Genomic DNA, 17,103 nt, shown 5'->3' with positions numbered 1-17,103 from the left:
CGTGATACGCAAAATTTTGCTGCTGCTGGAAGGCGGTGTGCTGCTGGCTGGCCTACTGGTCGCATTTGCCGCCTGGCAACAGCATGCAGCGCTGCATCAGCCTCTGAACCTCACTGAAGAGTACCTGGTGGATGTGCCTGCAGGTGCGACGCCGGGTGGTGTGCTCAATCGCCTTGAGGCCGACGGCATCCTTGATCAGGCTTTCTGGCTGCGCCTTTACTGGCGCTTCAACTTGCGCAATCAACCGCTGCACAGTGGCGAGTATCGCCTGACCCCCGGCGATACAGCGTTGGATATGCTTGGTCAGTGGCGACGCGGTGAAGTGCTGCAATACAGCCTGACGTTGGTTGAGGGCTGGAATTTTCGTCAGGTACGCGCAGCGCTGGCGCGCGAAACACGCCTTGAACTGACCCTCAGCGAGCTGAGCGATGCCGAACTGATGAAAAAACTCGGTCTGCCAGGCCAGAATCCGGAAGGGCGTTTTTTCCCCGATACCTACAGCTTTGTGCGTGGCATGAGCGATCTTGAGCTGCTCAAGAAGGCCCATGCGCGACTGGAGCAGGTGCTGGCCGAGGAGTGGGCACAGCGTGCCAAGGACTTGCCGTACAAGGAGCCTTATGACGCGCTGATCATGGCCTCGATGATCGAGAAAGAAACTGGCGTGCCGCAAGAGCGTGGCGAAATTTCCGGGGTCTTTGTGCGCCGTCTGCGTATCGGCATGCGCCTGCAAACCGACCCGACCGTGATCTACGGCATGGGCGAGCGCTACAACGGCCGTATCACCCGTGATGATCTGCGTCAGCCGACGGCCTACAACACCTATACCATCGACGGTATGCCGCCGACGCCGATCGCCTTAGTCGGTCGTGAGGCGATCCATGCGGCGCTGAACCCGGTTGCCGGCAGCAGTCTGTATTTCGTTGCCCGAGGCGATGGCAGTCACGTATTTTCCAACACCTTGGAGCAGCACAACCGGGCCGTGCGTGAGTATCAGCTCAAGCGCCGCGCGGATTATCGTTCGAGCCCGGCCCCAGTCGTGCCCAATAATCAGTAAGGACAGTCTGTGAGCGGTTTGTTTATCACCCTGGAAGGCCCAGAAGGCGCAGGCAAGAGCACCAATCGTGACTACCTGGCTGAGCGCCTACGTGAGCATGGCATCGATGTGCTGCTGACCCGTGAACCAGGTGGTACGCCACTGGCTGAGCGGGTGCGTGAGCTGCTTCTGGCGCCCACTGATGAGCCGATGGCGGCCGACACCGAGCTGCTGCTGGTGTTCGCGGCGCGTGCTCAGCACCTGGCGCAGGTGATCCGTCCGGCGCTGGCCCGTGGCAGCGTGGTGCTATGCGATCGCTTTACCCCGATGTTGGTTCCTGAAGTGCTATGGCGTAAACCGAACCGCTTACAGCCTACTTCCTCTTCAGTGTTCACTCTATCTGCTTAGATGCTAAGCAGTACAAGGGCTTAAGCCAAAATGAGATTCACTGTTAGCATCATTATATCACGTGGTTACGTGAAAATGTAAACATCATAGCTTTCGGATCCCTTACCCCCGCAAAACGTAAACCCGCCTTCCTCATTTGCCCTCATTTACGCCTGCTGGCAGCTCACTTGCCCCCGGCTGGCCATCCCAAACTCTGATAATTTCCCTCCCCCGAGGTTTACATTTTCCATGAGCGCCTCCGCCGCACAGGCATTGATGGCACCGCCTGAGTATCAATCCTAGGGTTTTAGTGTCTTGATCCCGTTTTGCGCTGCCCTGCATTTTTGATCTTCATCACAATTTACGAAATGGCTTGGGCGACGTGATATAAAAGCGAGACGACATCAAGAATTCTCGGCGGTTCAGAACAGGGAGGTTTTGTGGTGACTACCATCCGCCTACTAGAGGCGAGCTATGGCGACTCCATTCTAGTTTCTCACTCCTCAGAGACCGGTAGAGCCAACCTTCTGATTGACGGCGGCCCCGCCAAGACTTTCGGCGTAGGCCCAGGGGGGCGGCGTCCCGGCCCTTTGTGCAAGGCTTTGAATGAGATCAAGGAGAGAGGTGAGCACGTTGACCTAGTGATCCTGACCCATATTGATTCGGATCACATCAGGGGGTTGATCAAGGCCTTCAAGACTGAGGGCTACCTGAGCACTCATGCAAAGAGAGTTTGGTTAAACGCATCAAGCAACATCTCAGCCTACTTGAACCAGCCTGAAATACCGGAAAACTCTATTCCGTTCAGCACCGGAGAGAGCCCGGAAACGAGCGTTAGTGACGGCCAAACATTTGAGCAGGCTCTTACTAATCTGAACTGTTGGGGACGTGAAGTTATTGTCGCCGGCCAGGTAATTACTGAAGGGCCTTTCAAGTTCACAATACTCTCGCCTTCGCGTAAAAATCTCGAAAAGCTACACTGCATATGGCCCGATGAGTCACTCTCTGCTGAAACCTCAGGTGAGGCTAATGACTACCACTTTAGCCTAAATGATCTTCTCGAAAACGACTCGTTTACTGAAGATTCTACACCTGCGAATGGAAGCTCCATCGCATTTATTCTTGAGGTTGAAGGGAAGAAATTCCTATTCCTGGCCGATGCTTATGCGTCAACTGTTGTGGATGTTCTAGCAGAGCTCGGTTACACCAAAGAAAATAAGCTTGTAGTCGATTTCGTAAAAGTTTCTCATCACGGAAGCCATTTCAATACGAGTGTAGACATGCTTGAGTTTATTGAATGTAGGTCTTATTTGATCAGTACTGATGGGACTAGGCATGGTCATCCGCACAAGAGAACCTTGGCAAGAATCCTTAATGCACATCCAGAAAACGTAATATATTTCAACTACAAAAATGCATTTGACGGGATATTGTTAGATGGCGAGGTCGAGGCTTATGAGTCTAGATTGCGCTATCTCGCAGGTGGGATTCAGATTTGATATGAATAGTTTCGAGTTAATGGGTGCTCACGCAGTAAAAGTCAACAACGGCAGTGGAGTTTTGATCAGTGCGCTGTCTCATGAGTACTCATATGTTTTGACAGCCGCTCATGTCGTTAGGGGATATCAGAGTCAAACGATATTCAATCATAGGGGCGAGCAGATTCCTGATATTCAGACGTATGTTCATCCTAATGCTGACTGCGCAGTAATTAAGATCGCGTTTAATCCAGGTATTAATTTATCACTTTGCTTAGGCGAGCCACCTTACCAAGCTCCGTTGATGATGGTTGGGTATCCGGCTACTCGCGCAAAAGAAATAAAATTTATTCAACAGGCTAAACAGCAAGATGCTTCGTTAACTTCATGGGTTAATGGGGAAGTTGTGATATCTGCTAATGGTTCGCCAGATAAAGAGATGATCGACGGATTTTCCGGGGCTGGGGTTTACTATCTCGATGATGGTTATCCGCGCCTTGTGGCTGTCGAGTTCAGTATGGATGGAGCTAAGGCTGAGGAGTACTTTGGTCGTGTCAAGTGCAATGCTATCCGCTGGTATGATGAAATAGTACATACGCACTCTTTGGCGCCCATAATGCCTAGTTTTCTTGAGTGTTTTTCTAGACTTAAAGATCAAGCGTTTGTTTTTGATGTTCCAGGCGTGGCTTTTATAGAGCATATTCGAGAGGAGCTTGGGGGTATAATTGACGAAATATTGGATGACGACTCCCTAAAGCCAAATATTATATTGAAAAAATACGAATCTGGCTTGTTGTTCAGTGGTGAAGGGGAGTCAGCGCTTTTAGATATCAAGTTATGGATATCTTACCTAGAGTTCATGACTATATCAGTCTTGCTCGATAATCCTGATAAAGCTGATTCGAGTTACTTCTCTGGAATTGATCCTAAAAGAAGATTGGTCTTTAGTAAGAGCGAAAAGAGCTGGATTGGTGAGTTGCGAAGTCTACTTGAGTTGGCAGGCTCAATTCTGGACGAGGGTGGATCATTATTTATTGATAATCATGAGGCTGCGCCAATGGCGCAGCCCGCCAGCTTTCAGATACAGGACGTTCTGGCAAACATTGCTAGACCACGACCAACTGGTACTAGGTTGAGGATCAATCAGGTTTCGAAGGAAAAATACACGACATTCAAACTTGCTCATATACGAGCCTTGCATAGGCGTTGTGTGATCGAGCGTGTTGAAGATTTTTACCAAAGGGACTCAGCTGAGCATCTTGAGATGCTTCGGGGCTTTTATAATGTCTATGTCAATTAAGTATTTCGATTTCACTGAGCTTCAACGAAGCTTTCCATCTGTAGGCTTTGGATTTTATGTCTCAGAAGCCCAATCTTTCATCAGTTGCATCCTATGTGAGTTTGAAACCGCGAAAATCCTCGTAGATCAATGGGAGGCAATTCAGAATTTTATCTCTGTTTATCATCAGCCAAAGGTCGAAGCTGCGCGGTGGAATGTATATTTGATTCTTCTTTGTCCTGAAAATGTTGATGTTAGAGATAAGTACATAATTCAGAATGACACCTACACCGCTAGGAAGTTGATTGTTGAGAGAGAGCCAATTCCAGTCGATAGTTCCAGGGCTGTTAAAATTCTTAACAATGAATTGCTGGGATTTGACTTAAAGGCCGACTTTAGCGGAGCTGTTGTCGAGTGCAACTATCAATCGGCTATCTCTGATTTTCTCGAAGATGTACCTGTTGATTCTAGTACGAGCTCTCGGAGCATTCGTGCAGAAAAAATAATGTCTCTTATTGAATTTGTAGGCAAATCATGAAGCTTAAGCAGGTTTCAATTGAAGCGTTCCGTGCCTACAAGTATAAGGTGGATGGCACTTTCGATTTTACGGTAGATGGCAACAGGCCCTCGGGGTTTATTTCTATTTATGCGCCGAATGGATTTGGTAAGAGTTCATTTTACGACGCCGTAGAATGGGCGCTTACTAATAATGTGTCTCGGTATATCGGTGACGCGTACAAGAAAAATAATGAGATTGCGGCCAAAGGGACTAAGTTGGAGGGTATTCCTCAGTTTATTCTGAGAAATAAAGATGTCGAGAGTACGGTGGAGACTGCTGTTCTCGTCAGTACTACCGTGAAGGATTTTCCACGTAAGCTAAATAATGTCCGTGTGGATTCTCGTGATATTAGATTTACTGATAAGGACACTGAAGAGGGTACAAGAGAATTCAGGAACATCATTCTCTCGCAGGATGCGATAGATCGATTTGTTCGAGAGGTGAAGCCCGAAGATCGATATGACCTATTTATGGCGCATTTTGGCGGTAACGCTGAGCAAGTCCGGAAGGGCCTGCATATATTGGCGCATGAGAATAGCTCCACATTGTCAGATTTGGAAGTTAAACGCGACCTGATCTCGTCGCAGATCGTTAATGGTGTAGATGAGAGAGTCTTTGTTGACTACAACAATACTGTAAGCTCGCTGGCGTCAGCTGGAGAGACAATACAACCTATTTCTTCTGATCTTACTTCGATCCAAGAGCTCGAAATTGTCTCGTCTATTTTGACACGGAAGCACCAGATCAGCTTAGAGATAAAGCATTATGATACCGTAGTGGAGTCATTGCAGCAGAAGTTGGATAGAGCTGGCGAAGTTGCAAGCCTATTACTCAAGAAGTCTGAGTTGGAATCTGAAGCGCAGCGCATTAATAAAGGCGTTGAGGACGGGCAGAAGTATCAGGAGCTCTATCATCTCCACATGAGGAAAATTGACGAGCAAGGCACTGCCTTAGCGACAGTCAATAATTACAATGAACTAAAGTCTGAACTGCCCCAGTTTATGGAGCTATATTCAACTCTTGAAAAGGGGCGTTTAGAAAGTAAGAATTCCCACAGTGTTCGGGTTGATTTAGAGTCAAAGATTGATAAACAGCTATTCGGTCTGAGGAACGTTGAGACACTCATTGCGAATTGGCAGGGCGAATTACAAAAAAATGTCGAGTTACAGACTAATGCCAGCAATATATATGCTGAAATGGCAAATGCCCGCCAGCTTGCCTCCACTCTAAATTTGGAGATTGAGGCTCTAGACGCCGGTAGAAATGTCGATTTGGCCTCTATAGAGGCTAAGCGGTTCGAGCTAGCCCAGATCAGTTCACTTGACGTGAGCGTTGATGGTTTGCTTTCTACTGATATCTCTGCGCTTGAGATTGATGCGTCTCTTACCTTAGAGCTTTCAGAGCTTCGATCTAGAGTTATCAATTATGAGGAGCAGGTAAGCGGGTTGCTTACTGTCCAGAATGCGCTAACTGAGCAGTCAAGCACCATCGAACGTTTAGTAGGGCTGGGTCTTGAGCATATCAGTCTCCATCCAACCCAAGTCTGCCCGCTTTGTACTCATGACCATTTGGATGAGTTGGCTTTAAAGAATGCTATTGCAGGTAATAAATTTGTTTCCGATGCCCTGCAAACAAACTCCAAGATGATTGATCTTTCTCTTCAGTTGAAGGGGGAGGTCGAGCAGAGAGTTAAAGAGCTATTGGTGCAGGCTTCGAATAAGAAAGCTCAAGTTACTGATTCCATCAGAACCGCCATTCAGCAATTGGATGAAAATTTAAACAGTTATAGTCAATATCGTTTGCATTTGGAGGCGCAGCGTTCAACGGCGCTCGATAGGGTCTCCTCACGCAATGCTTTAGTGCTAGGTCTTGATTCTGCCGCTCTTCAGATCCGCTTGGAACATGACAAGCAGGCAGCATCCGACTCCTTGCAAAAATTGGTGGCTGATAAGGCTAACGCTCAGAAAGAAATCGATAGACTTAAGTCGGAATTAAATGACCTTATTGGCCAGGTGGCTGTTTACCAGAATCAAGAGATTTCTATTAAGCATGACCCATTGTTTGTAAAGTTTTATGACTTTATCAACTCAAAAGCTACGGACGTCATGAGTCTTCCGGCTGCAATTGATCAGGCTATTTCAAATGCTATGGTCGCTATGCAATCGGCAAGTACAGATATAGAAGCTCTTGTGAGGCGCTGTAGTTCGCTCAAGGGCGAAATGGAGTCTGAGGGTAATTGGCTAGACTTAGCGTTTTTGAAACATCGACAGGCTGTAATTTCCTCTGAGATAGCACAGTATGATGCCCAAATATTGCCCTATATTAGGGGGTTGGTTGTGCTGATTGGCAATTTTAATTTGCGGACTGAAACAGAGTTTAAGGCTGCTATTGAAGAAAAGTTGTCCACTTTTCTTCTCAGTCGCGAGCATAGCAGTTTTGTTCTGGCTTCCTACGAGCTACTGGAGACTCAGCTCCAGGCATTAGTCCCGTTTGTGCAAAATATCACTAGAAGAAAGGAATTGGCTCAATTAGAGCTTGAAATAGAAAAGCATTCAAAAGTCGCCACTGCGTTAGCCGAGGAAATGGAGAGCGTCGCGTCTTGCTTGGAAAGTCAGATAAAGTCTTATTTCTTTACGGACTTGATTAATGGCATCTATCGTAAAATAGATCCTCATCCTGCCTTCAAAAAAGTTGACTTTTCCCCTAAGTTCGTCATCGGCGAACGACCTCAATTAAATATCGTTATTTTAGATGATCTAGGAAACAGGGTATCTCCAAACCTTTATTTCAGCTCTGCGCAGTTGAATATTTTGAGTTTGAGTGTTTTTCTGGCGAGAGCAATTCATGCCACGCATGAAGGCAAGCCACTTGGCGTGATTTTGATTGATGATCCAATTCACTCTATGGATTCAATCAACGTACTTTCAATGATTGATATGTTGAGGAATATTTCCGTACAATTTGATAAGCAAATTATCATCTCAACTCATGATGAAAATTTCTTTGAGTTGTTGCAAAAGAAAATTCCTTCGGAAATATTTGACTCTAAGTTCATAACTTTAGAGACTTATGGCGTTGTTGCCAAAGGTACACCTCCCAAGCGTCAGTCCTCTATGACGTCTCCGGAGTGATTTTTGGGGCTAGGTTGAGAGCGATTCATTAGTTTCTGCAATCAACCGAAGACCTTCAGGCCCCTTCACCCTTCTTGGAGCCTGGTGAACATTAATGCGTAAGCCGATCTGGGTTGAGCTGTAACAAGCTTTATGATGCAGCTGTTGTTTCAAGTAGTTTGGGCAAAGAGCATGGGGTTGGTGGGCGGAATGGCGTTGAGTTCAAGCGCATGACTAGATAGCCGGGCGACCGATAGGAAAAGCCCTCATTCACTCTCTTCTGGTTTTACCCAGTACCGCCGAATCGTTCTGACGTCTACATCCAGTTTTTTTGCTACTTCAGCTCTGGATAGTCCCTGCGCCTGCAAGCGCGCTGTCTCTGTGCGCAAGGTATCTGCCCTCTGACCCCGGAGTCCCCGTTTGGCGTCTTGCTTTGAAAGCAGGTCGAAGCGCCCTGATGCCAACAGAGCTCGCATTTTCTTATTGTTAGTGGAAAGTAAGCCTTCAACCTCCACACCAGCCTGGCGGGCCTCCGCGACCAACAGTATCTGGCTCGTCGAAACGCCGAGCTCGTTGCAGAGAGCCACAAGGGTGTCGATTCTGAGAACTGTTAAGCCTTTCTCGACTTGGCGCAGGTGAGAAGCGCTGATGGTTTCAGCGAACGCTTCATGCGGTAGACCTGTGCGTATCCGGACATCCCTGACAACCTCTCCAAGCACTTTCTCAAAGTTCATCTTCATTGCGCCCGGCAAAAGCAAGCATATAGCCAGTTTTGACGGGACATATCCTGTAGGTGTAGCATCGCCTGGTGTCCGTATTGACAGATTATCTCTCTGTCAATAAGAGCCAATTGATATCAGTTGGCAAGGCGAAACTCAGAACCCTGCTCCCCGATATATCCCGAGACCCTTCCTATGCGCCCTCAAATTTGCGCCCACAAGGGCAATGCTGCCTTCGCTGTCAGCTCCGAAACCCCTGGAGCTTGGAGCCTCACCAAGCAAGGTCGTGAACCATGCATGCACATTACTCTCGCTTGTTCGACCTCTAATGCGGTCGTAAGCACCCTCGCCACGAACGACGCTTACCTCGTCAAGCGGACACTTGACGACCCTGGTCATGGGCTCGTGCTCAGGTCATTTCAAGTTGTGTTCTCTTGCGACTTTCCCGATAACAACGGAGTTGGAGTTGCCGATGTTTACGAGCTCACTGAGGCCAAAACAAAGCAGGGAGAAATCTTTCACCAGCTGAGCACTAAGTTCTGCACCTTCAGGATTGGCGGCCCAGCGGAGCTGATGGCGAGTCAGGTGAAGTTTGGATCTGAGGTGGTTCTTTACACTGCTGTCCGCCCAAGCCGTCGCCGGCACTACTACGAGAGCTAATGCATGTACGACCTGAACCCCCCCTACATTCTGGCCAACAATGATGCGCTACAAGAAGTAAATGATCTGCTGTATGGCGCCGGCGTCAGCATGCCTGGCCTAGAAATGGCTCAAGACGAGGCCGAGCTGATTAAATTCAATCACTTTCCTTATATGGACTACTGCCTAGTTCGCGATTGGATCTGGGTCGACCTTGATGTGTCGCCCGAACAACATGCGCAGCTATCCAAAACACAGCGTCAGCCGGCGATCATCTTTGCGAACACAGTCATATACGACAGTTCACGGCGTTTCGACGTCGGAGATTTTGTACGCACAAGTCCTCTTTACAAGTTTGAAGCAGGCTTCATCTTCGCGACCCTTAACTGCGCGTACCTCTTAATGGGTGACGGCGTACGCAAGCGCGCTAGCCTTGAAACAGTTGGCCGTCTTTTTTGACTACAAGCTGCGCTTCGTAGACCTCCAGCCAACCTCGAAAGCGAGGTGTTCACTATCAATGATCAAAGCCAAACCGCTCAGGAGATTTGCTGCACTCTATCAGGAGCGCTTTGGCTGGAGCGGTTTCAAAGGACGTAGCAAGGGGGGCGGCATAGCATCAGGACGTACCGACAGCTAGGCTGACCAATATCTAGAGCTTCAGCAGGTGCTTCACAATTTGCTCTTGTACGAAGGGCAGGTGCTCTTCATAAAGGGTTGCTGCCCTGACGTTGGTCAATCGCCCCTGATTGTCAGGGATATCGATAGTGAAATCACTTTTGACAGCCCATTCCACGTGTACGAACAGTGAGTTCCAATCCTTGATGGAGCCATAGCCCAAGTCGCCTTCTAGAATGCAGGACATCAGGTTCTTGCTGACGATGCCGATTCCTTTGACTCTTATACTTCGCGAGCCAGGACGGTTGGCCTTTATGTACAGGATGTCTCCAACTTTTAAGCTGGAAATGAATGAATACAGATCTTCAGCGCTCGCTTCATTCCAGCCGAGTATGAACTTTCTCTCTTCGAAAAATGTGATACAAGCTTCATGCCCGTCCCAGTTTGACCCTACACCATAAATAGCCACAGTTTCTCCAAAAAATCTAACGGTTTGTCTAAGGCTGGGTTGATTTAAGCCAGTGGGGTGAACATTTTATAAAGATCGGTTTCTATTCTGGCATGAGGCTTGTATTTATCTCGCTTCAGCATATCGGCAAAGTGCTTTTCACAAATAACAACATCGCAGTAACAGCTAGCTACTCCGACTCCCGCCCAATCCTCTAGGTCGCTTGGCTTAGCTTTGTACATGCGGTTTTTGAGGACTTGGCGATGGAGATGCATGTCTAGTTGCCTAGTAGGCATTGCAGCGAAGATTTTCTTATAATCCTCAAAGGTCAACTTCTCAAATTCTGATTGGCTGACCTTGTGTAGCGTTAGGATCTCAAAAAACGGATCTTTAATGTCGATCATGGTCATCGCGTGCAGCCAATTATCCAGCTTTCCCTTTTCCAGTAAGTCGTTTTTCTCGTGGAGTGAGTTTAAGTGTGAAAGAAAAATGCCTCGCTGCGCAGTTTGCGGGTGTTTTATAGGTTCTATCCCGAGATGCGGAATCCCAGTGAAAATCGCCTTCTCATAGAGGTCATCAAGCGCCTTGGGTAGTGAGTAATCAAAGTGCTCACCAAATGCATGTGCAACCCCTTTGCCAATTAGCTTTATTTGGCGGGGGCAGATTTGTGGAAATACTGTGCGCAGGCCTAGCTCTAGTTCTGTACGCACAACGTCTCGGTAGGAAACCAGCGTTTGTCCTTTAGAGAACTCCCACATTACTTCTCCTAAGCGCTCCCTTCTTCCTGTGTTAGAAATGGACGCGAATTCTAGGTAGTGTATTGCGGAAAGGGGCAAAACTAGTCCGCTGTTGATGGCTGCTCGAATTTCGTTAACAAACGATAGAGCTCCAGGAGACGAGTCTTTCCCATGGACTATTTTTGCTAGCTCGATCCACTTGTTCTGATCCAGGTAAGCGATCATCTCCTAGGCTGCCTGCGCTCGTGCAGAGTAATAAAAACCAAGAACTGTCCCAATTAGGGTTCCAGAAAAAGCAAGAACTTCACTGAAGTAGTTACTATTAGTTAATGCAGCAAAGAACACTAAGAGGATAAGCAGAAGCACGACCCCAAAGCCCAAGAGTGCCGGCATGCGCTTGTTGATTCTCTCGGTCTTGGGCTCGGCTAGGCCTATCCCGCCGCAGATGGAGCATGGTAACCCTAAGAAGTCCTTACCTTTTAAATCGCTTTGGTTTATACAGACAGCACATGAATGTAGATTCTGGCCGTTCTTGCATGTGCCAATTCCAGCACAGTGAGAACACGGGTAAAGATTCGATTTGATGTCGTGCATAGTCCCTCCGCAACGGCGTCTGAATTTGTGTGTGAGTGAGGATAAAGGTCGCACTGTATTGAAGTTTATTTTACTTTATTCCATCATACTGTTTGGCGACTTTTTCGGGATCATCTGTATAGACTTGTGCTAGTAAGAATTTAAATAAGCGCAGCATCGGGTCGTTCGTCTGCCCGAGACCTTGATGTATATTATCAAGACCGCGTACGACCAAATAAACGCCTGCGGTTAAAATAATTACATAAAAATTTACATCGTTAGACGGCCACCAATCGCCCTGATCATGTGCTCGGAGCGTGGCTATCGCAATGCCTGCCATGGCTTCGGATACGCCATAGGTCACGCGCCATTTCAATCTAAATACGAAAAAGAAAACACCCGTCAGAAACGTGGAGAGGGCGACGACGAACGAGAACTTGCCGCCGTGACTTAGGTGTTTCCAAGTGTATTCAAGTGCGTCGAGCAGCGTCATCCCAATTGCAGTTAATGAAACTAATAGAAATGCTGTAGAAATAAAAGCTAGTAGCCCGGCTTTTGCTGCATTCCATATCCTGGGCAGCCAGCTATTTTTTGTTCCATAAACTATGGTTAGGCCGAATATGGCTACGCCAAATACAGAAGTTCCGATTAGTGGTGCTGTAAGGAAACCTACCGCGCCTAGTTTGTAAGTCGCGTAAAAAATGCTTGCGATGGATGTTATAATAAATATTACTAGCACTGGGCCTTCCAGGCTTATTGCCCACGATTTACCTGTGTTAGGTTCTGATTGCTGGCTGTGTTCCAAGTTGATTTTCCGTATTTGTTAAGTGGTTTTTTGGTTTATAAGACGATGTGGTCAATTGGTATATTGTATATGCAAGGTGGCAAAAATAGATGCGCTTCTGTAGCACGGCTTCGTAGGATAACCTTGCAGTTTTAAGCTTTCGTAACTCCGTTGTTCTCTACCGAGGCAGTCTCGGCTACGTTGGCAGCGGCTTGCTTATGGCCTGGAAGTAGCACCAATTGTTTCAGGTCGCCGACCTCAAGGTTAATGCTTTTGCCAGTCGGTGAAACTGTCAGCTCGCCCAGTGCAAACACGCGGAAGTAATCAGCATCTTCCTGGCGGAGGATCCCGTCGAGGTATCGCCGAAATCGGTACTCACTCATCTGCTCTTTGGACACGTAGAGGAAGATGGGCTTCTCTTCGCGCCAATCAAAAAATCTGAGCTTGAAGCCAGCTCCCTCGCCCTTGCTATAGCGCCCGATCAGGCTGGCCCCTCCGTGGATAACGCGGTTCGAGGCTCCTACTTTGGCGTAGGCGATGCTCTTGAAGTACCAGGATAAGGGAATCTCTCCTTCGCCCACTATCTTCAGCTTCATCGCCTTGAACTCCTCATCAGAGAGTTCCAGCTTGGCTTGTCGATAGCACTCGACCAGTCGCTCAAGGCTACTGGTTTTGTGGTTTCGAGACATCCTTTCGCCTCGGCCTATCCCTTGGCCTCGACTCCCTCCTGTGACATCGCTGCCGCCGTCAGTGCCTTCCGGAGCACCTCCCTGAGTCGGCTGTTCAGTGGTGGGATCAAAGATATCGATGTAGTCGTGCAGCTTGCGCCGAGCTCTGCGAAGGAAGGCATCACCCTCGGTTTCACCAGGGAGCTTGCCGTCGATCTCCTCGGCATCCTCATTAATCATCCACTCACAATCCGGAGCATGAGCGTATTTCGGGTTCTCCCGAAAGTGAGCCATTCGATAAGTGTCGTTCGGTTGCTTGTCGTAGTTGACTGCGGTGATCTCAGCTTTTGTGATGAGGTCACGGCATGTCTCGTTCGAGCACAAGAACCGGAAGCGGCTGCGGGGCTCTGGGAGGGAGAAGAATGCTCGTCGAGCTTCCGCGATGGAGAGTATTTCGCCTAGCTCGACGCAGTAAGCGCTAGTGATGGGGGCTCTAGTCGACATCTTATGCAACTCCCTGATCTACACCGTACTGGAATAAGCCATTTGACGCGGTATCAATCGGCGTAGTCGAAGTTCTCTCTGTGGGTGGCGAGATAGGGCAAGTGCTTCGGATCAAGCTTTCGCAGCCTCATAGTCGACGATAAGCCGAACTCTGGGGGCAGCTTTGCAGCGGTACTCGACAGAAGAATAGAGCCGTCATCCTTGAATGAAATCAGCCCTTGGTCGAACAGCCGATCATAGTGGGGGGCAAGCAGCAGGCCATTGAACGGATCAAGCTTTGCACCAGCCTCAGACTTGCTCCAAGGCACTATGTGGGATGCCACCAGTAAGCTGGATTCAGTCACCCCAGAGAGTGCGCAAGCGGCGTCCCAGTAAGCCATCACATGCTTTCTAAATTTTTGCTGGCCGACACGCGCCATGACGGTTGTGGCACGAGCGGTAATCAGGTTGGCAACGTCCTGCTCATTACCGGCTTGGCCATCTTCATGTTCATTCGTGTCAAGCACTGTGACGATGAAACTGGATTCGGGGTTCTTCAGTACAACGGGCCGAATCATCTCCACCAGAACCTTGGGGAACTGGATCTCACGTCCGCTGGTGATCTGAAAGTAATCGACAATATCAAGATCGAATCGTGGTTCAAAGGCGATTTGCAGTAAGCGACGTGTGCCGTCTACGAATTTGCAGTGCTCTCGAACCGCAGGGTGAGATCCCCACAGAAGGTGCTCCTTCTTGCGGTCACGGAACGGCTGTTCCCAAGAGGTATCCGACAGCTGAATGAGCTTGGCCATGTCGATTCCTTTTCGATGGCGAAAGAAGCACTAGGCTATCGATGTACCCTTAAAGCGTCTATGTGTCTGGAAGCACTGTCAGCAATGGCCACCGATCATGAATCCACTCATGTTCGGCGGGCGACGTTGTGGTCACGACATAGACCCGCCGCTGTTCTCCCGTACCAATCACCAGGCACTCCAGGGCGGAGCCATCAGGCACGTCGAACCAGTGTGACGCCCGATTCTTCTCGCCTGGCTGACCTTCCTTCTCCATAAATCTCTGCACCATGGCGAAGCCACGGCGAGGCAGGTATTTATTCCAGCCTCCTGCTTGCACCGTGCTGAGCTTTGCCCACCCCCCTTGGGGCCCATTGCCAGGCTGCTCTTTGCGTCTGCCCCACGTAATCCAATCCAGCTGGCCGCTATCTTCAAGCAGTACAGGGAGGGCCGCCCTTGGATTCGGGAAGTAAATCTTCCAGACTTTGTCAGCCTCACGGGCTTCTACTCCACCGCACATACATGGCTCCTCACGCTGCACGCGGTTGCACATTCGACATCCGTCACTTTGTTCTAGACTGTCTGCGAAGGATGCGTATTACCCTAATCAGCAAAGGATTTGCCCCATGGGATATCTGACCGTTACTCGCCGTGAAGGCGAGACAATCCGTCTGACCATTGACCCCGGCGTCGACACGGAGAAACTCTTCAAGCAGCTGCTGAGCGACGGTATCACTGTTCACGTAGGGGCTTTCCAGGGCCAGAGTCAGTTGCGCATTAGCATCGAAGCACCGAAGCAGGTGCTTATCCTCCGCGATGAGCTGATCGGCGCCTGACTATCGGACTACACCTCCTCCTGTCGCGTTGACCGGGCCTTCGGTTGACCAATTTCGCGCCATCTCGAATACTGTATTCATATACAGTATTCGTGGAAGTGCCCTGATGTCTCTTTCAATCCTTGCTCGTGGTGAGCGTCTGCGAGAGCGCCTGCTCGCTGATGTGGCTGACCTGCGTATCACCGGCTTCCAATCGCCTGCTGAGGACGAGAAAGAGGAAGGGCTTTCCCTTGATCGCCTAACCGGACTGGGTGCACCGCATGTATGGGGTGTACGCGTGCTGGATGACACGCTGATTGGCTTTGGCATTTTTCCGGGTGATCGGCTGATCGTAAACAGAGCGGCAAGCCACTTGGACAACAAATTGGTGGTGGTTGACCTGGGTGGGCAGGGCTACAGGGTGCGGTTGGTTCAGCGCGATCTGTTCGGAGGTCGTTGGCTCAAAGCCGCCGACCCCATCGTTCCAGATGTGCAGCTTGATGGCGAAGAGATTATCGAAGTCTGGGGCGTGGTGTGCTGGGTAGTCAGCTGCGTGGCCCCATGACTGCCGCTCGCGTGTTTGCGCTGATCGACTGCAACTCCTTCTATTGCAGCTGCGAGCGCATCTGTCAGCCGGAACTCAAGCGCCGGCCAGTCGTGGTGCTATCCAACAACGACGGCTGCGTAATCGCCCGTACAGTTGAGGCCAAGGCACTAGGTATCGGCATGGGTGCGGCGTACTACAAAGTGCGCGATGAGATGCACCTCAAGGGTGTGGTTGTGCGCTCTAGCAACTACACCCTCTATGCGGATATCAGCAATCGAGTGATGCGCGTGATGGCTGACATGCTGCCAGGCATCGAGGTGTACTCCATCGACGAAGCATGGGGAGACATGTCTGGTGTTGCTGATCCTGAAGCGTTGGGGCGGAGCATTCGAGAGCGCCTCGCGCGTGATATCGGTATGCCGGTCGGGGTGGGTATCAGCGCGACCAAAACCTTGGCTAAGTTAGCGAACTGGGCCGCGAAGAAATGGAAGGGCACAGGTGGGGTGCTCGATCTGACTGACCCCACTCGCCAAGAGAAGCTCCTTCGTCTGGCTCCAGTGTCAGAGGTGTGGGGTGTAGGTCATCGCTCGGCGGCCAAGCTGGCGGCTCTGAATATTTCCACTGCCTGGGATCTGTCGCAGTTCGATATCGGTACGTTGCGCACAACCTTCGGCGTGACGATGGAGCGCACCGCGCGGGAGCTGCGCGGTATCAGCTGCATTGGTTTCCACCAAGGCCCGCCCCCGAAAGAAGCGATCTGCTCAAGTAAGATGTTTGGCGTACGCCAAACCGAGCTGGCTCCCATTCGCGAGGCCATGGCCGCTTATGTGACCCGCGCTGCTGAGAAACTCCGCGCTCAGAGCTCGCTATGCAGCACCATCCAGGTAGGCATCCAGACTCAACTTGCCGATCTCGATGGGCCGCGTTACGCCAACGCAATCACCCTGGCCCTGCCAGCGCCCACCGATGACACGAGAGAAATTCTGGTGCTCGCCCAGAGAGGCTTGAGTCAGATATATCGCCCTGGATATCCGTTCTCTAAGTGCTCCATCTTGCTCATGGATCTGAGTCAACGTGGTGAGCTGACGCCGGATCTGTTCGCGCCCAAAGCACGACGTGGTGCCGAGCAACTGATGGCAGTTGTCGACCATATCAACCAGCGCGAAGGAAAAGGGACTGTGCGCATTGGACGGATTCCAGCCAAACCTACTTGGGCGATGCGACGAGAGATGCTGAGTCCGAGATATACGACGCAATGGGATGAGGTGATTGGGGTGCGTGGGTAAGCTCGCTGAGGTGCGAGTAGAAACGCAAGCGACCTGATGAAAAATCCACGACAAGGACACCGTATCTCCAGGCAAAGATCCTTGCCCCCCAAAAAGGCTAAAGCTGAGCCCCTAATGGAGCTTAGTAGTTCACGAAGTGGGCTCAAGTTAGT

At 49.8% G+C, this 17,103-nt stretch carries 15 protein-coding genes and 1 pseudogene; 10 read left to right on the top strand and 6 right to left on the bottom strand.

Annotation, left to right across the window (positions count from 1 at the left end):
- Position 1 precedes the first annotated feature (1 nt).
- The 6 genes and pseudogenes from mltG (at position 2) to ACIN8IBEIGE_RS15585 (ending at position 7,867) form a co-directional block, all read left to right on the top strand.
- Positions 2 to 1,054, top strand: coding sequence for an endolytic transglycosylase MltG (gene mltG / locus ACIN8IBEIGE_RS15610; protein WP_160015459.1), 1,053 nt, complete (start codon positions 2 to 4; stop codon positions 1,052 to 1,054).
- A 9-nt stretch (positions 1,055 to 1,063) separates the two neighbouring features.
- Positions 1,064 to 1,357, top strand: a pseudogene (gene tmk / locus ACIN8IBEIGE_RS15605) (dTMP kinase); the annotation flags it as partial.
- A gap of 506 nt (positions 1,358 to 1,863) precedes the next feature.
- Entirely contained in the window at positions 1,864 to 2,919 is a 1,056-nt protein-coding gene (locus tag ACIN8IBEIGE_RS15600) for a ComEC/Rec2 family competence protein (RefSeq protein ID WP_160015458.1), read from the top strand.
- A 1-nt stretch (position 2,920) separates the two neighbouring features.
- Positions 2,921 to 4,198: an ABC-three component system protein gene (locus tag ACIN8IBEIGE_RS15595; protein ID WP_160015457.1), complete on the top strand. Its 1,278-nt coding sequence runs from the start codon at positions 2,921 to 2,923 to the stop codon at positions 4,196 to 4,198.
- Positions 4,182 to 4,715, top strand: a complete 534-nt coding sequence (locus tag ACIN8IBEIGE_RS15590) for an ABC-three component system middle component 1 (RefSeq protein ID WP_160015456.1) — start codon at positions 4,182 to 4,184, stop codon at positions 4,713 to 4,715. Before ACIN8IBEIGE_RS15595 ends, ACIN8IBEIGE_RS15590 begins: the two co-directional genes overlap by 17 nt.
- On the top strand, positions 4,712 to 7,867 hold the full coding sequence (locus ACIN8IBEIGE_RS15585) for an AAA family ATPase (protein ID WP_160015455.1): 3,156 nt from the start codon (positions 4,712 to 4,714) through the stop codon (positions 7,865 to 7,867). The genes ACIN8IBEIGE_RS15590 and ACIN8IBEIGE_RS15585 overlap by 4 nt, the downstream gene beginning before the upstream one ends.
- Before the next feature lie 245 nt (positions 7,868 to 8,112).
- Here the strand turns inward: ACIN8IBEIGE_RS15585 and ACIN8IBEIGE_RS15580 are convergent, their stop codons facing one another.
- The gene (locus tag ACIN8IBEIGE_RS15580) at positions 8,113 to 8,580 is read right to left on the bottom strand and encodes a helix-turn-helix domain-containing protein (RefSeq protein ID WP_160015454.1); all 468 of its coding nucleotides are present in this window, start codon (positions 8,578 to 8,580) and stop codon (positions 8,113 to 8,115) included.
- A gap of 648 nt (positions 8,581 to 9,228) precedes the next feature.
- Here ACIN8IBEIGE_RS15580 and ACIN8IBEIGE_RS15575 point away from each other — a divergent pair.
- Positions 9,229 to 9,663 carry a hypothetical protein gene (locus ACIN8IBEIGE_RS15575; protein ID WP_256665193.1) on the top strand — a complete coding sequence of 145 codons (435 nt, stop codon included), beginning with the start codon at positions 9,229 to 9,231 and terminating at the stop codon, positions 9,661 to 9,663.
- 190 nt (positions 9,664 to 9,853) lie between these two features.
- On the opposite strand, the gene ACIN8IBEIGE_RS15570 is transcribed toward ACIN8IBEIGE_RS15575, so the two are convergent.
- From ACIN8IBEIGE_RS15570 to ACIN8IBEIGE_RS15550, 5 genes are all read right to left on the bottom strand, one after another.
- The gene (locus tag ACIN8IBEIGE_RS15570) at positions 9,854 to 10,288 is read right to left on the bottom strand and encodes a hypothetical protein (RefSeq protein WP_160015453.1); all 435 of its coding nucleotides are present in this window, start codon (positions 10,286 to 10,288) and stop codon (positions 9,854 to 9,856) included.
- Between the two features lie 44 nt (positions 10,289 to 10,332).
- The gene (locus ACIN8IBEIGE_RS15565) at positions 10,333 to 11,229 is read right to left on the bottom strand and encodes a hypothetical protein (protein ID WP_160015452.1); all 897 of its coding nucleotides are present in this window, start codon (positions 11,227 to 11,229) and stop codon (positions 10,333 to 10,335) included.
- 439 nt (positions 11,230 to 11,668) lie between these two features.
- Positions 11,669 to 12,382 (bottom strand): hypothetical protein, encoded by a 714-nt coding sequence (locus ACIN8IBEIGE_RS15560; RefSeq protein ID WP_160015451.1) that lies wholly within the window; start codon positions 12,380 to 12,382, stop codon positions 11,669 to 11,671.
- 131 nt (positions 12,383 to 12,513) lie between these two features.
- Positions 12,514 to 13,533, bottom strand: a complete 1,020-nt coding sequence (locus ACIN8IBEIGE_RS15555) for an ATPase (protein WP_160015450.1) — start codon at positions 13,531 to 13,533, stop codon at positions 12,514 to 12,516.
- Positions 13,534 to 13,586: 53 nt separating this feature from the next.
- Entirely contained in the window at positions 13,587 to 14,324 is a 738-nt protein-coding gene (locus ACIN8IBEIGE_RS15550; RefSeq protein ID WP_160015449.1) for an HNH endonuclease, read from the bottom strand.
- Between the two features lie 605 nt (positions 14,325 to 14,929).
- Between ACIN8IBEIGE_RS15550 and ACIN8IBEIGE_RS15545 the strand changes: the two genes are divergently transcribed.
- From ACIN8IBEIGE_RS15545 to umuC, 3 genes are all read left to right on the top strand, one after another.
- Complete coding sequence (locus ACIN8IBEIGE_RS15545) at positions 14,930 to 15,139, top strand: carbon storage regulator (RefSeq protein ID WP_160015448.1); 210 nt, start codon at positions 14,930 to 14,932, stop codon at positions 15,137 to 15,139.
- Between the two features lie 106 nt (positions 15,140 to 15,245).
- Complete coding sequence (locus tag ACIN8IBEIGE_RS15540; RefSeq protein WP_160015447.1) at positions 15,246 to 15,683, top strand: LexA family transcriptional regulator; 438 nt, start codon at positions 15,246 to 15,248, stop codon at positions 15,681 to 15,683.
- A complete protein-coding gene (gene umuC, locus ACIN8IBEIGE_RS15535) occupies positions 15,680 to 16,951 on the top strand; it encodes a translesion error-prone DNA polymerase V subunit UmuC (protein ID WP_160015446.1) in 1,272 nt (423 codons plus the stop codon). Before ACIN8IBEIGE_RS15540 ends, umuC begins: the two co-directional genes overlap by 4 nt.
- Positions 16,952 to 17,103: the final 152 nt, after the last annotated feature.

Origin of the sequence: Pseudomonas sp. 8BK (assembly GCF_902506475.1) — a bacterium.
Lineage (GTDB): Bacteria > Pseudomonadota > Gammaproteobacteria > Pseudomonadales > Pseudomonadaceae > Aquipseudomonas > Aquipseudomonas anguilliseptica.
The sequence above is the reverse complement of the archived record's forward strand: the minus strand, read 5'-3'. Positions and strand labels throughout refer to the sequence as shown.

Coding starts and splice junctions, on each gene's coding strand:
- ACIN8IBEIGE_RS15580 (WP_160015454.1), bottom strand. CDS start 8,580: ATGAACTTTGAGAAAGTGCTTGGAGAGGTTGTCAGGGATGTCCGGATA.
- ACIN8IBEIGE_RS15575 (WP_256665193.1), top strand. CDS start 9,229: ATGTACGACCTGAACCCCCCCTACATTCTGGCCAACAATGATGCGCTA.
- ACIN8IBEIGE_RS15585 (WP_160015455.1), top strand. CDS start 4,712: ATGAAGCTTAAGCAGGTTTCAATTGAAGCGTTCCGTGCCTACAAGTAT.
- ACIN8IBEIGE_RS15590 (WP_160015456.1), top strand. CDS start 4,182: ATGTCTATGTCAATTAAGTATTTCGATTTCACTGAGCTTCAACGAAGC.
- ACIN8IBEIGE_RS15565 (WP_160015452.1), bottom strand. CDS start 11,229: ATGATCGCTTACCTGGATCAGAACAAGTGGATCGAGCTAGCAAAAATA.
- ACIN8IBEIGE_RS15545 (WP_160015448.1), top strand. CDS start 14,930: ATGGGATATCTGACCGTTACTCGCCGTGAAGGCGAGACAATCCGTCTG.
- ACIN8IBEIGE_RS15550 (WP_160015449.1), bottom strand. CDS start 14,324: ATGGCCAAGCTCATTCAGCTGTCGGATACCTCTTGGGAACAGCCGTTC.
- ACIN8IBEIGE_RS15595 (WP_160015457.1), top strand. CDS start 2,921: ATGAATAGTTTCGAGTTAATGGGTGCTCACGCAGTAAAAGTCAACAAC.
- ACIN8IBEIGE_RS15540 (WP_160015447.1), top strand. CDS start 15,246: ATGTCTCTTTCAATCCTTGCTCGTGGTGAGCGTCTGCGAGAGCGCCTG.
- ACIN8IBEIGE_RS15555 (WP_160015450.1), bottom strand. CDS start 13,533: ATGTCGACTAGAGCCCCCATCACTAGCGCTTACTGCGTCGAGCTAGGC.
- umuC (WP_160015446.1), top strand. CDS start 15,680: ATGACTGCCGCTCGCGTGTTTGCGCTGATCGACTGCAACTCCTTCTAT.